The following is a 14,072-nucleotide window of genomic DNA, read 5'->3' on the forward strand; positions in this document are numbered from 1 at the left end:
TCTCTGGCGCGGGCAATCGGCCGACCTCCTCAGTGAATATCCGCCGCCCTGAATCGCAGGTAGCCAAGCGAGAGCGGAACGACGACCCACACCGCGAGGATGGGAAAGCCAATCCAGTCCTGCAGGAACGCTGCATTCGACTCGGAGTAGACCGTGAGTTCGTAGTACGCCGGGAGCGCAGACCGACTGGCGAACATGAACGCCCGCGCGGGGTTCAGGACGCCGGCGAACTGTATCACGTCCGGAAGTTGCGCACCTTGGGGCAGCGTCGGCCCGATGAAGATGAGTTGGAGGATGAACATGAGCGCGTCCCAGCCGAGCATGAACAGCGCGTAGAGCGACACCGTCCCGACGAGCGCTTTTCGCTTCGACTCCATCCACGCCGAAAAGCCGACCGCGATGGACACGTACACCGACCCGTAGAGTACCCAGATGGTCGTATTGATGACGAACGATTTCACATCGAAGGCGGCGTAGGTCACCAGCGCGATGACGCCCACGGCGAGGCCGGCGATTGCTGTAACCGCCATCACGACGGCGACCCGTCCGAGGAACTTCCCGAACACGACGTCCCGTCGGGTATGCGGCAGTGCGAGCATCATCTTGAGCGCGCCACTTTCACGCTCACCAGCGATGGTGTGATAGCCCACGAGTAACCCAAGCATCGGAACGAAAATCGCCCCCGGTTGTCCGAGGCTGTTGATGAGCGCCAGGGTGAATCTCGGAGTGCCGCTGTACCCAACCTGACCAATCTTGGGCACCCACTGAATCGCGGCGAAGAACACGACCGAGAGGAAGAACAGGCTCACCGTCCCGAGAACCGCTGGCGAGCGTCGACACTGGTGGTACTCTTTTCTCGCGACTGTCTTGAGGCTCATCGAATCTCCCGTGTGACTTTCGATTTGGAGGGTTGGCTGGACATTGGGGGAGGATTCGGAGGACGGGCACGTAGTGTTTATGAATTAACATTTTCGATACGGCTCTGTGCCAACACGTATCGTGAAATCGCTGTTAGATGTAACTCAATCTATATCTTCTCGCCGGTCGTTTCAACCTTCGTGACGATTTACCCTTCCCGACGGGCGTTTCTCGGGCTCTCCGGTGCCACGCTTGTGGCTCTCTCGGCCGGCTGTCTGGACGCCTTTGCGTCCGACCCGGCCACGTTGAACATCAAAAACAGCGCAGCGGTCGACCACACGGTCACGGTAAGCGCCGTCCACCGCACGGGCGAGCAGGCGGATTTCGAAGCGTCGTTCACTCTCACGGCAGGCGACGTCCAGCAGGTCCCAAACCCACTGCAGATGGCGGGCACCTACGACATTCGCGTCGTCGTCGCGGACACGTACGACGAGACCTACGAGTGGACCATCTCCGAAAACGGTGCGCGGAGCTTGTATCTCGACATCCAGTCAGACGGGATGTCGTTCTCGGACGCCGACTGGGGCCAGTAGCCCTCCGACAAGAGTGTCAGTCGTCGCAGACGCCGTGAATCCACTCGACGAGGTCCGCTACGACGTATCCGGCGACGTTCCCGCCGAAGTAGAGCGTGCTCGGAGCCACGGGCGTCGGTCCGTGCTGAAAGTAGTGACCGACGTGCTCATAGAATTCGACTCGGCTTCCGGGTGGGAGGTCCGTATCCTGCCACACTTCGAATTTCTGTCGACGAAACGCGGCGAGTTCCGGCTGCAGTTTCTCGTCTGCCCGACTCGTCGTCAGGACGAATACGGGCGAATCGAGCCCGGAGGAGGTGACCAACGGGTCGCAGTCGCGGTGGCTCCGGTGCCACACGCCAGGCTTTCCCAGAATAGTTTCGTCATCGCCGTACCCGTCGGCTTCGAGACGCCGAAACGTCTCGCGCATCTCCTCGAATTCGGCTTCCTGTTCCTCGTCGAGCTCGCCGTCCATCTCCATGCTGTATCGGAGCCACGCGAGGCCGTCCGGGTCGACCATCGAGTCCGGGGTGCCGTCGAGCGAGATAACTCCCACACGGTCTTCGAACCGGTCAGCAATTCGCGGGGCGACCATGCCACCCTGGCTGTGTCCAGCGACGAACACCCTGTCTGCGTCTATCTCCTCGGTCTCGGCGAGCCTCGAAACCGCCGCGACCGCATCGTCGGTCACGACGGTGTCGAGCGTGTAGTTCTCGTCCGCGACTTCGTGGTCGAACAGGCGCTTTTCGTACCGGAGCGTGGCGATTCCCTCGCTTGCGAGCCCCCACGCGACGTCCTTGAGAATCTTCGAGGCACCCACTGTCCCGTCCGGGTCGTGGAGGCCATGGCCGTGGACGAGCAAGACGCCCGGGAACGGGCCGTCGCCCTCGGGCACGGCGAGAATACCTCCAAGGTCAATGTCTCCGGCGTCGATGATCACGTCGTGTTCTGCGAACGCCTCGCGGTCGACGTACTCGGGGACCTCGTACGCGGGCGAAAACGAGAAGGCTGTGACCTCGTCCCCCTCGAATTCGACGGTGGCCGTTTCGCTCCCGTTAGCAAAGCAGAGTTCCACCTCGGCCACTCCGTCTCCGACGGTCACTGCACCGATTCCTTCGAACTCGCCGTGCTGACCGTACAGTCCCCACCAGTACTCGGAGAGGGCTTCCGTGGGGTCGAGTGGACCCTGCTGGAACTCGTCGGGAAAGGCGGCGACGACCTGCTCGCGGCCGGCTTCAGTGAGCAACTCCACGGCCTCTTCGAATGACTGCTCGCCGAATCGCGTGGCGAACTCGTGGACTGTGGCTCCGACTGTCTCGTCGCTTCCAGTCATCGGTTCACGATTCCCGGACGGCGCTGAAATAGATTGGTGGGCGACACGTTGCTTCCGACGGCCCTACGATTCGTCTGTCTCTTCGAACCCGGAAAACGAACTTCGGTGAGTGCTCCGAATCAAGTCTTCGTCTGAAACCTGGAGACCGAGCTCGTCCAGTTCCTCGCCGATTCGCGTGAGGTCGTCGCCATCGACGCCGACTGCCTGGACGAGCACGTTTGCCTCGCCCGTCATCACCTCCTGGACCTCGACGACGCCATCGACTCCCGCGGCCGCGGTCGCGAGTTCGCCACGGTCTGGAATCGGGGCGGTACAGACGATGAGTGTGAACAGTTGATATCCCGCCCGCTCATAATCAACGTCGGCATGATAGCCGCGAAGCACCCCAGCGGCTTCGAGTTGCTGAATCCGATTTCGAACCGTACTCGCAGAAACCGAGAGCGTGCTTGCGATGTCACTGGACGAGGTGTGGCGTGCCTCCGATTGCAAGTGTGCGAGAATGCGTCGGTCAAGGTCGTCTACGTCTCGACTCACCATTTTGCTACATGGTTCACGCGTCCACATAAAAACGTACCTTCACTCTGTGTCAATCTGACATTCAATACTACGAAACATGCGCTTCTGACAACAAACTATTTAAAATTCCGAGCAGGTCGACACATACTACTGTCTCCGGCAAGAAGGAAACATCCACCCAATGAACGCCATCGAGATCTGGATTCGCCTGTTGGCGGGCGTCCTGCTTATCCTCGCCAACGGCTTTTTCGTCGCCATCGAGTTCGCGCTGACTCGCGCTCGCCAGTTCACCGAAGACGAGTTCATCGACGGGAATCCCAAGCTGGAGCGGGCCTGGGAGATGACCAACGATCTCGAACTCTACCTGACGACGTGCCAGGTGGGCATCACTGCCTCCAGCATCGCGGTCGGTATCGTCGCCGAACCGGCACTCGCCGCCATCTTCGAGCCGCTGTTCGGCGGCACGGTGCTCGCCAATATCGGCGCTGGTGCGCTCATCGCCTACTTCATCATCAACCTCATCCACCTCACCCACGGTGAACAGACGCCAACGTACCTCGGCGTCGAACGCTCTCGCTTCGTCTGTCGCTATGGTGCGGCCCCCCTCCACTGGTTCTACGTCGCCATCTCGCCGATTATCAAACTGGGCGACATGGTCGCGAAGTGGACGCTCAAGCTGTTCGGCATCGAGATGTCTGGCGCGTGGCTCGAAGCCGAAACCGACGTCATTGAATCTCGGAGCCAACTTCGAAACCGCATGAGTTCACTCCTCGAACAGGGGGACATTAAAGGTGAGCGCCACGACGAAGTGCTGAACGCACTCGAAGCCGGGACCTTCGAAGTCCGGGACGTGATGGTCGACGAATCGGACATCGTGTTCCTCTCGACCGACGCATCTGTCACCGAAAACCTCAAACGGGTCTCTGAGACGCCCCACACCCGCTATCCGCTCGTCGGGGAATCACCCGCCGACGTCGAAGGCATCGTCTACGTGCCGCAGGTGCTCGACAACATCGACGCACTGCGCGACGAGGAGGTCACCTTCGGCGACATTGCCGCCCCGCCGATGACGCTCTCGGCGGAAACCACTGTCAGTGATGCCATCGACAAGTTCCAGGCCGAACGCCAGGAGTTAGCCCTGGTGCTCGCAGACGGCGACGTCGTCGGACTGGTGACCGCAACCGACGCGCTCGAAGCCGTCGTCGGCGAACTCGAAGACCCACTCGACGACCAATCTGCGAGTGACAAACCGACGGGTCATCCGTCGTCGACCTAGGGACCGGCTGTCGGTTTTCGTTCTTTCGTTGAACGGCGATGTCCAACTCCATGCCATGAGCTTCTCGAATTTGTCGGGTAGGAGACTCCACGCCGCTGTCTGAGACAGGTCCTTCCTCCTCGGTGTGCTATTCTAGCCTAATGAACGACGACAGCTCACTTCGAAAAACGGAACACGGCGTTGCGTTCGTCGCCGAGATCCTGGAATCTCGACCCTTGACGCCGACGAGCCACCACATCCGCACCAGCCGCCACCCCCAGTTCGTGTACGAACCGGTGCAGTTCGCGAAACTCTCGCTGCGCACGTCCGAAGGCTCGGCGAGATTCGACGACTCTCGACCCATGTCGCTGGCCAGTTCGCCAACCCGAGACTCTCTCGAATACGGCGTCCGTGTCTCAGATAGTCCTTTCAAGCAGGCGTTCGTGAACCTCGAACCCGGAGACGAGGTCCTGATTGAAGGTCCTCGCGGCCATTTCATTCTGAACCCCGAGCGGGACACCGTCCTCATCGCCGGCGGCATCGGCATCACCCCCCTGAAAGGCATGGCCGAGTACGCGAGCGACAAACACCTCGATATTCCCGTCCGCCTCATCTACAGCAATCGAACCGCAGATGAAATCGCCTATCGAGATGAACTGGACGCGCTCGTCGAGTCGAACCCACAGTTCGAACTCATTCACACACTCACCCGCGAACCCGAAGGAAGCGAGTGGACGGGGCGCAGAGGGCGTGTCGACAGAGCCCTGGTCGAAGCCGTCGTGAACGAGTTAGAGGCTCCTGTCTTCTATCTCTGTGGCACCCCCGGGATGGTGCGCGGATTGTGGGAAATCTTGCAATCGATGGGGGTCCCGCCGGAGCGAATCATTTACGAGCAGTTCTGGGGCTACACCGGCTGAGAGACAACCCGTACCTGGCCTACGGGAAGTTCGAAGACACACTTAACGACCGTTCAGGGAGCGACACACAGGCGGGCCTTCCGTCGGAGAACGAGTACCGATTCTCACACTCGGTTTCAAGCCCGTAACACAGCCGAACGCGCCAGTGCGGGTCGCTCGACCAGCGAGGCGAGTTCCACAATCGGCCTGAAACCCCGCTAGAAGGCGTGTGGTTGGCGTTTTGGTCTGAGTGTGGAGCCTGTCGTCGCGGGAGGAATAGAGAAATCGAGATTTCGAATTTCGAGTGTAGAGCTGTTCTATCCGTTTCTTTCCGGGTTTCGAGAATCCCATTGCTCCCTCTTCTACAGACACGCTCGCCTGTCGACTGACGGTAATTCCCAAAACCGCACGACTGAAACCGATTGTGGAACTTCGGACGCACGTTTGACGGCCACAATTGAGTGGCCACGCCGTATTTCCACACTCGGATTATTGCCTGAACACTCGGGTTTCAACGCTGCTATAGCCAATTTGGATTTCTAACTTGCTCCACTGCAATTCCACGCTCTTTTCTCCACACTCAGGTCACTCACTCTGTTTTCTCTCCCCTTCCGGATTATTTGCCGATTGTGAACCCGAAAATCCCTCGAAAGCAACTGACTCAACGCCCATACTACCGCTTTGCGGGAGGGTGGTTTTGGCGAAATTTCGACGTTCGGTGATTCCTCACAGAAACCGTGAAATCACCAGCGGGAAACCGATTGTGGAAAAATCGATGTTGGGGTCAATCGGATGGCTCGATTTCACGACGTATTCCCAGACCGGTTACGAGAGCTGGAGTACCTGTACGTCAGCACTGATGGGTAACTATTTGAATTTGGGGAAATATCTTATACTTTCCCACCATAAACACGACTATGTCCGAGGCAACACTCGACGGTCGTGGCCGCCTCACGCTTCCGAAAGAAATCAGGGAGCGCTACGGGGAGCGCTATCGCATCGTTCAACTTCACGATGGTCTCAAGTTGGTTCCAATTGACGAAGATCCGCTTGCTGCCCTGCGTTCTGAATTCGCAGACGTCGAGAAGACAGCAACTGAACTCCGCGACGAAGCCCGCAATGCGGCGCTGGACGAGGCCGGACCCTGAATGTACGCTGAAACCGACTTCCTTCTGGCACTCATCAAGGACGAAGACTGGCTCGGTGACGCTGCAGAGAAGGTGTATCACAACCACCGAGACGAACTCTGGACGTCTCAATTCACGCTCATCGAACTCCTCATGGTCGCCTATCGTGAGGAACGGGATACAGAGCGAGTCATCACGAACGCTGCAGCACTCATGGAAATCCGCGGTGACGTGGACACGGTCATGGCCGCAGCAACCTACGTCGAAGACCACGGATTCACTCCCTTCGATGCCCTACATCTTGTCGAATCCGACAGTGATACAATCGTTTCGAGTGACGATGCGTACGAATCATTCGCACCACGACTCGACCTGAAGGCAATCGGGGAAGAGTAGCCCGACTACAGCGAGTCGAAATCGAGGTTGACCACGTACCAATCGAGTGCCTATCCGATACCAACTCCAAGCCCTACGAATATCACGCCGACCGCAGGCGAGAAGCCACTGCATCGATGAACGCGTTTAGACTGGTCGCCATCCGCCTGTACTGACCCAATATCACCAGCCATAACGACCCAGCAATGCCGGGGAGTTCGTGGCTTACGTCGTCCAAAAAGCGGGTATCAACGTCTCAGGCCGAAAGCCATGCGTATGTCTGGACGGTCCCGAATAACAGTGCTAACGCTGCATTCTCGACGACAAGTGACATCCTCCCCGCCATGAACGGCGGGGCTTCCCGTACCGCGTTGGGATATTTACGGTTCGCAGAGGCTCGCTTGGTCAGCGAACGTCCCCTGTCCACTACTCGGGTCGTGTTCTCCACGACGGAACAGGTTGACTACTGGGCGTGCCACACGCCCGCTACTCCTATCCCCGGAAGACCGAGGACTCAGAGTTACCTTTTCTGCTTGGTCTAACCGACGCCGAATGTTCTCCGCACCATTCGAGTCGGCGTTCATCACGACTCCACACCCACAACAGACGTACAAGCCACGCTCTACACGATTGGCATCTCGTTTCTGTCCACAGCACGAACACGTCTTCGAGGTGTCGCGCTCGCTCACCACAACGACGGCGATGCCTTCGGCTTTCGCCTTGTACGTGAGGAGGTTCGTGAAGCGGTCGAACGCCCACCCGTGCAAGCCTTCGTTGCCACGGTCGCCCCAGTTGCGAGCCTCGCCGGTTTCGTCGTTGTCACGGATGCCTTCGAGGTTACCAACAGCAATCGTTCCGACACCTCGTTCGACGCACTCTGAGACGAGGTGTCTGGTGAGGGCGTGCAGGTAGTGTGACCGGCGCTCAGAACGTTTCCGTCGAAGCCTGAGGGCCTTGTTTGACCGAGAGGAGTTGCACGTTGCTATCTCCTTGGCGAAGTAGCGTTCGTCGGTCTTGAGGGCGTTCCCCGGATACAACTCGTGGGCGCCCGTGGAATACGAGACGGCGGCGACGTTCTTGATGCCGAGGTCGATACCGGCGGTTTCGTTGCCGGGCGACTCAGCCTCGATGTCGTGTTTGCACACGATGTGGAGTTCCCACTCGTCGCCGTTGTAGACGGCTCGGACTTGGCGGACGTTCTCGACAACAACATCTGGTCGGGTCTCGATTTCGCAGAGGATGAAGTCCGACCAGTGTTCTTTCAGGTTTCGACCTTTGGAGAGGCGAATCCGGTTGTTGTGGGCGTCGTGTTTGAAGCCGTCTTCTTTGAACGTGACCGTCGAGCGCGGGTGGTCGCCGTTGTGTTTGCGGTACTTCGGTGGGTTTGCGCGGTCGTTCCCGTTTCGGCGCTTGGCGTACCAGCCACGGAACGCTTCAGCGAGTTCTTCGATGACTCGCTGACTCGACTGAGAATTGAGGTCGGCGTAGCGTTCGTGGGTCTTCAGGTAGGCCTTGAGCGGGCCATCCTTGGGGATTGTCCCTGTTTCGCTCCAGATGCGGTCGCACGTCCAGCGTGCGATGTTCCAGAGTTTCGAGGCGGCGAACCCAAGCGAGTCCAAGTCACTCGTGACCTGTGGCTGGTTCCGGATGGAAGCAACGTAGGTTCGAGTGACCTGAATCGCCATACATAGCCTATGTAGACAAACCTACTTAATGGTAAGGACTGGCGTTGAATATCCTGTCTGCAATCGACGGTGGTCTGTGTAGGAGTTGTCGGATTCACTCCCCCCTTTAGGGCGGGATTCTCTCCTCGCAGAAAGATAGATTACTGCCGGACAGCATTGTCCGACCGGCCAGGGCGAACACTCCAAACAATGTCGCCAACAGCAGATTGTACTTCGCGAATGCGACCCAACACTCTTGGTCGAGTTCGACGAGGCCATCGGTACCCATAGTTACAGTTTGGTCTGTGGGGTAACAAGCGTCATGGCCTTCAACTGTCTTTCTTCCCATTATCCCGCCAAATAGAGCGGACAGAACGACGAAAGCGACCGCTCGTCGGAGTGAAATTGTGAAACGGTACCAGGTGCGAGAATCGAACCTCAGTCGCTCCCTTCGGTCGCTCCTTGCTTCGATTCTCTCCTATCTGATCACTCCCGTTTTCGTCCATGTTCGCGTTGCTCTCAGTCGAGAGCAAACGCTCAGGAATTGAGAACGGAAGGAAGGTCCAGGTGCGAGAATCGAACCCCGATCGCTACCGCTCCCGAAAGAACTCAGAGAGCGCTACGGTGAGCGTTATCGAATCATCCAACTCCACGATGCTCTCAAGCTCACTCCCATCGACGAAGATCCGCTTGCAGTTCTCCGGTCTGAATTCACAGACGTGGAGAAGTCATCAGATGAACTCCTCAAAGAAGGTCCTCAAAGAAGGTCGCAACACGGCGTTGGACGAGTCTGGACGCTGATTCACTCCTCGTAATGCCTGCCCTTCGTAAAATCTGACGGATCGGCTGCGAACCGCACACATCCCACTGCTCAGTCACGGTTTCCTCACGACTTCAGGTTCGAGAATGGCCTTCAAATTCTCACCTTCCTCTTTCATATGTTTCCGGACGGCGTCGAACTCACGCCGGTTGAGCCGCGCACCGATTGGTCCGGTGCGAACCCTGATTCGTTGGGTGAGGTCACAGCCGTCCTCGTGCGGGTCGATGGTAAAGCTAATCGACGGCATCAGGAGTCCAACGAGCAGCGATGTTGGTCTAAACTCGATGTATTGGTTAGGAACCACCTCGGTAAATCGCACCGTCTTTTGCTGGGTCTTCCCCGCAATCCGTTCCTCGAAGTAGGCTTCCGACCCCTGCGCTAATCCGGCTTCGTCGAGCCACCGAAACTCGATGTGGTCCGGGTGCCACCGCTCGTAATTTGCCTCCATCGACTCGAAGAAGCCGTAGACGGCTTCCGGAGACGCCTGTATTCTTGTAGTCTCCTCTAATAGCATCTCACTCTCACTATCGGCGTGCAGCGCACAAAATCGTTTGTCCGCGCACTCAGCCAGGTTTTCACGCGCCTGCCGATTCCCGATCGATGAAAGACAATACGAACCAAGCAGCGGACCGACCACGAGCAACCACCTGGACGGCGGAGCGACTCCGTTTCATACGTAGTGATACCCGACAGAATCGGATGGTGTGCCCGATACTCGTCTCCCAGGCCGTCGATTACTGTTCATACCTGGCTGTTTTCTCCGGTAGTGGTGAGTATTGTTGGTGGTACTGGGAGCTAGAACGATTCGGCGTTCCTCTGGCTGTGGCACGCGTGTTCGAAATGAGTCGGGACAGAGTCGCTTCCGGTGGTTCGGTGGGTTTCGAGCGCTCCTCGTTCGAGCGGTTTCTCGCTCGATGTTTCATAATCGGTTTCCCTCTGGTGGTTTTCTCTTTCACATCTGCGTCTGTTCGCTGGCTGAATGCCCGATAGACGGCGTGTCGCGGCGAATCAGGCGTGTGGATTTCGTTGATTCTTAGCCCGGGTATCGCTTCGCTGTGTTCCTTGCGTGCCATTTCGTGTTCCTCGAGCGCTTCGAGGGCTGTAACCCGCCAATTCCGATTTTGCACGTCCCCTCAGACTCCGTTTGTAGTTCCGTCTCGATTCTCTGCTATCCCCTCTCTTCCGGTCAAACCATCCGATTAGGAACAGTCGATGATCGCCCAGGTCATCACGCGTCTCTTCCAGAGCCAGACGAGCGGGGCCGCCGGATCGTCGGTTTTCGGCCTCGTCGTGCTCGTCTGGAGTGCGTTGAAACTCTTCGGAGGACTCAACACCGCGTTCGCGGAAATTTACGAGGTTGATGTCGACAGTTCGTTCACTGACCAGCTCAGAGATGGACTCGTCGTCCTCGTGTCATTCGTGTTCGCCGCCGCCGCTATTATCGTGGCGACGAGCGCATTCAGTGCCTACTCGGAACGAGTTCCATTCCTTGGGGTGCTGTTGCCGGTCGTAGTGGCCATCGGCCTCGTGGTCGCGTTGTTCCCAATGTACTACGTCTTCCCGAACGTGGACGTCTCGCCGCGCGAAGTCCTGCCAGGGGTCGTCGTGGCCGCAGTCGGATGGGCTCTTCTCCAAGGCGTATTCCAGATCTACGTCACGCTGTCGAGTGGTGGCGGGACCGGTCTCATCACCGGTATCATGCTCCTCCTCACGTGGTTGTACTTCAGTGGAGACGTCCTGTTACTGGGTGCAGTGGTCAACGCGGTTATCGAAGGATATCCTGCGGAGCGCGTCGATATCGGGGAGACCGTTCGCTCGCCGACATACGGTATCAGCCTCGAAGCCGAGTCGGAAGCGTGGACGAGTCAGACGTGTCCCGAGTGTGGCGACCACGAGAAGACGGTTCGCCACGGAGATACGCTGACGTGTCCGTGTGGCTTCGAGGGGCACGCCGACCTCACGGCGTCTGAGACGTTCCTTCGAGAGAACAGCGATTGCGAAATCAGGCCGATGGCACGGCCCGTGCGATTCGAGTGGGACGACCACGATTGGTCGGGGAAACCACACCCTCATGAAAGTCCCAAAGAAGTGCGCACGAACCCGCAAGTTGCCTCCGTGGGTCGGTAGCCGAACCCCCAACGGAGGAATCCTCGCGCTTTAGCGCGGGGAGGATGTCAAGTTTCTGTGAGACTGGGGATTCGGTCTTGGAACAGTTGGTCGAGCACAACCCAGAGTATCTCTGTTGGAACAGATTTCTCGAACGTCGCCCGCTCATAGCTCATCTCTCCCGTTTCTGGATTTTTATACTGGAAGTGCATTGGCCCCAGTTCGGGATGATCGTCATCGCAATGCCATCCACAGTTGAATCCAGTGTTCGGATCTGCGTAGTGGACTCGGAAGTGCTGTGTATCACGGAAAAATCGCCATTCGACGTCAAGCAGCGGTGATTCAGGACCAGTCATCGGCACAACACGGGTTGGGTCGATTTGTGCTCGGATACATTTCTTGACGATACTATCTGGCTCATATCCGACTGACGTGATTGCAGGATGCCGCTGGAGGACATCCCTGAGCCCTTCATAGACCGAGCTGTCGGTTGTTCCTGAAAGGCCCATCTACTCACACAGGGATGGCGTCTCGGTCTGTCGCCCAGTCGTATTCGTTGAGTGCCGCCCGAACGACCGGGATACGGTCAGCGAGGTGCTCCCATTCGCTTGCGGTTTCGCGCCGCGTCCTGCTCTCATCGGCATCGGAAACATCTGCGATACTCGCTCGAAGTTCGCCAGGTGTCTCAACGTTGTAGGATTCTTTCCAGTCGGTGATTTTGGCACGCATCGATTCAAGTGCCCTCGTCAATTCCTCACGACTCTGCTCTCGTTGAAGTGTGGCGATTTCACGATAGGTTGCCATGAGCTGATCGACACAGTAGAGCGTTTGGTCACCTTGTTTTATCGTTCGTAGAACGTTGTCCTCAACAAGTTGGTCGAGGTATTTTTGCGCTGTTTTGACCGAGACTTCCGTTTCTGTGGCAACCCATGAGGCAGTGCGGGGGGTTCGAAGCGTCCGTGCAGCGGCACGAATCCGCTCACCCCGCGTCATTGAAGTCTGTGGATAGGTGGTCTCGTGGCTATCGTCAGGCATATTCGGAAGTACGCCCTCTCCTAATATATATCCAGTGGGTTGGAAATATGCGGTGTAGTCACTGACTCTTTGCTATTGATTGGCTCGCGTTTATACGTCGTGCTGATAGGGAGAGCGAATCGGTCACGAGCGAACTGCTTTGAGGGTGTGTTCCTCTACCTGTTCGTGAATTATTCACTCTGTCACTGCTTCGAAGTCCGACAGTGCTTGTCACCGCTCGCAGAAAAGAAGCCAACTTGCCCCTCTTCGTACTCGATAATGATGCTATAGCACGTGTTCTCATCATATGTCATCGACTCGCCTTCACCGGTTCCATTCACTCCCACTGAGACTCTTTGGCGTCCCGCTTCCTGCGGGAGTTCATCGAATAGCACCGGAACGGGCGCTGTTCCTGCAGACGGCACTTTGTGAGACTTCTCGTAGGTGACCGAGCCATTCGTCTCAATCTGTACGGTGAATCGATGAGTGTCTGAATCGCGGTTGATGAGTTGCATCTTCTCGATGCGTGCGGTGGGTTGCTCGGGTGGCTTGACTGCGTGTTGAATCGCCGAACAACCGGCGAGGAGAGTGGTGGCGCTAATGCCCAACCCCCTCAGGAGAAACGCTCGGCGAGACTCATCGGACGACCTCATTCTTGTTATAAATACAACACATATACAAAGTCTTTCTGAGAGTGCCGAACTCCTTGCGATTCGACCAAGCACTGCAAGTCCGTTGACGAAGAGGTCACTCGCTGAGTGAAAGACGAATTTTCATCGAGAGACCGAGTTATAATGTCTGCCAACCAATGGGTTATCGACAGAGTGGAGAAATCAATACTCAGTATCCATCCCGAATGAACGACCAAACCGCCGTCAACACTGTCGAGGAGTACTGCATGTTTGGCGAGGAACGCGTTTACCTGTTCATGGCGATTGCACGCCAGAAAGAGAACCCACACCTCACCAGCAGTACAGAAGTCACGTTTCGTGAAGTCGTCACAGATACTCAAGACATTCGTCGGAAATTCGACCAGCTCCAGTCGTGGGCTCAACACTACCGAACCGAATCCGGCGACCCACTGGCCTTTCGGCTGTATCTCTCCGTGAATGCCCGGAACACGGTAGACGGCTTCTTCAATTTTCAGGAGCAGACAAACGGCTGGATCAGAGCGTGGTTAAAGGGCGATGAGACTGCCCCCCGGAAGTTCAAGCGCCTGTCCAGTTACTGGAAATCTGAACTCCAGAAACCTACTGCGAGCGACGACTCACGATTCCTCTTCGACCTGGACGATACCTCAGAGGAGGATGCACAACGCCTGCTCGCATCTCTGGAGAAACAGACGTCGGTCGTGACGGTCCGTGAGTCACCGAATGGGTATCACATCGTGACGGAACCGTTCAACTACACTACTCTCGATATCGATGTCGAATATGATTTGAAGACGGATGGGATGTTGTTCGTTGGGTTTCTCAGTGACTCATCGGAGAGTGATGGGTGAGTCTCTCGTATGGTGGTTCTGGCAATCGCCGGAAC

Annotated in this window: 13 protein-coding genes and 2 pseudogenes; 8 read left to right on the forward strand and 7 right to left on the reverse strand. The window is 57.3% G+C overall.

Annotated features, from left to right (window positions below; translation table 11 throughout):
• Positions 1–29 precede the first annotated feature (29 nt).
• Positions 30–878: an ABC transporter permease subunit gene (locus tag P1M51_RS00090; RefSeq protein ID WP_276274700.1), complete on the reverse strand. Its 849-nt coding sequence runs from the start codon at positions 876–878 to the stop codon at positions 30–32.
• Between the two features lie 180 nt (positions 879–1,058).
• Between P1M51_RS00090 and P1M51_RS00095 the strand changes: the two genes are divergently transcribed.
• Positions 1,059–1,451, forward strand: coding sequence for a FixH family protein (locus P1M51_RS00095; protein ID WP_276246153.1), 393 nt, complete (start codon positions 1,059–1,061; stop codon positions 1,449–1,451).
• 16 nt (positions 1,452–1,467) lie between these two features.
• On the opposite strand, the gene P1M51_RS00100 is transcribed toward P1M51_RS00095, so the two are convergent.
• Positions 1,468–2,763, reverse strand: coding sequence for an alpha/beta fold hydrolase (locus tag P1M51_RS00100; RefSeq protein WP_276274701.1), 1,296 nt, complete (start codon positions 2,761–2,763; stop codon positions 1,468–1,470).
• A gap of 63 nt (positions 2,764–2,826) precedes the next feature.
• Positions 2,827–3,300, reverse strand: a complete 474-nt coding sequence (locus P1M51_RS00105; protein WP_276246155.1) for an Lrp/AsnC family transcriptional regulator — start codon at positions 3,298–3,300, stop codon at positions 2,827–2,829.
• A 160-nt stretch (positions 3,301–3,460) separates the two neighbouring features.
• On the opposite strand from P1M51_RS00105, the gene P1M51_RS00110 reads away from it, so the two are divergent.
• The 4 genes from P1M51_RS00110 to P1M51_RS00125 all read left to right on the forward strand — a co-directional run bounded on the left by P1M51_RS00110 (position 3,461) and on the right by P1M51_RS00125 (position 6,953).
• A complete protein-coding gene (locus P1M51_RS00110) occupies positions 3,461–4,555 on the forward strand; it encodes a hemolysin family protein (protein WP_276246156.1) in 1,095 nt (364 codons plus the stop codon).
• A gap of 140 nt (positions 4,556–4,695) precedes the next feature.
• Complete coding sequence (locus P1M51_RS00115) at positions 4,696–5,451, forward strand: ferredoxin--NADP reductase (protein ID WP_276274702.1); 756 nt, start codon at positions 4,696–4,698, stop codon at positions 5,449–5,451.
• Between the two features lie 896 nt (positions 5,452–6,347).
• Positions 6,348–6,578, forward strand: a complete 231-nt coding sequence (locus P1M51_RS00120) for an AbrB/MazE/SpoVT family DNA-binding domain-containing protein (protein ID WP_276246158.1) — start codon at positions 6,348–6,350, stop codon at positions 6,576–6,578.
• Positions 6,579–6,953: a PIN domain-containing protein gene (locus P1M51_RS00125; protein ID WP_276246159.1), complete on the forward strand. Its 375-nt coding sequence runs from the start codon at positions 6,579–6,581 to the stop codon at positions 6,951–6,953.
• A 359-nt stretch (positions 6,954–7,312) separates the two neighbouring features.
• On the opposite strand, the gene P1M51_RS00130 is transcribed toward P1M51_RS00125, so the two are convergent.
• Both P1M51_RS00130 and P1M51_RS00135 read right to left on the reverse strand, forming a co-directional pair.
• Positions 7,313–8,617 carry a transposase gene (locus tag P1M51_RS00130; RefSeq protein ID WP_276274703.1) on the reverse strand — a complete coding sequence of 435 codons (1,305 nt, stop codon included), beginning with the start codon at positions 8,615–8,617 and terminating at the stop codon, positions 7,313–7,315.
• A gap of 854 nt (positions 8,618–9,471) precedes the next feature.
• The gene (locus P1M51_RS00135) at positions 9,472–9,930 is read right to left on the reverse strand and encodes an SRPBCC family protein (protein WP_276246161.1); all 459 of its coding nucleotides are present in this window, start codon (positions 9,928–9,930) and stop codon (positions 9,472–9,474) included.
• Between the two features lie 698 nt (positions 9,931–10,628).
• Here P1M51_RS00135 and P1M51_RS00140 point away from each other — a divergent pair.
• Together P1M51_RS00140 and P1M51_RS00145 are read left to right on the forward strand one after the other, a co-directional pair.
• A pseudogene (locus P1M51_RS00140) lies at positions 10,629–11,129 on the forward strand (YihY/virulence factor BrkB family protein); the annotation flags it as partial.
• A gap of 111 nt (positions 11,130–11,240) precedes the next feature.
• Positions 11,241–11,543, forward strand: a pseudogene (locus tag P1M51_RS00145) (zinc ribbon domain-containing protein); the annotation flags it as partial.
• A gap of 492 nt (positions 11,544–12,035) precedes the next feature.
• On the opposite strand, the gene P1M51_RS00150 reads toward P1M51_RS00145, so the two are convergent.
• Entirely contained in the window at positions 12,036–12,557 is a 522-nt protein-coding gene (locus P1M51_RS00150) for a hypothetical protein (RefSeq protein ID WP_276246162.1), read from the reverse strand.
• Positions 12,558–12,739: 182 nt separating this feature from the next.
• Positions 12,740–13,189: a hypothetical protein gene (locus tag P1M51_RS00155; RefSeq protein ID WP_276274704.1), complete on the reverse strand. Its 450-nt coding sequence runs from the start codon at positions 13,187–13,189 to the stop codon at positions 12,740–12,742.
• Between the two features lie 203 nt (positions 13,190–13,392).
• Between P1M51_RS00155 and P1M51_RS00160 the strand changes: the two genes are divergently transcribed.
• Positions 13,393–14,037 (forward strand): hypothetical protein, encoded by a 645-nt coding sequence (locus tag P1M51_RS00160; RefSeq protein ID WP_276246163.1) that lies wholly within the window; start codon positions 13,393–13,395, stop codon positions 14,035–14,037.
• Positions 14,038–14,072 lie beyond the last annotated feature (35 nt).

The organism is Haladaptatus sp. QDMS2, assembly GCF_029338295.1.
Taxonomy (GTDB): domain Archaea; phylum Halobacteriota; class Halobacteria; order Halobacteriales; family Halococcaceae; genus QDMS2.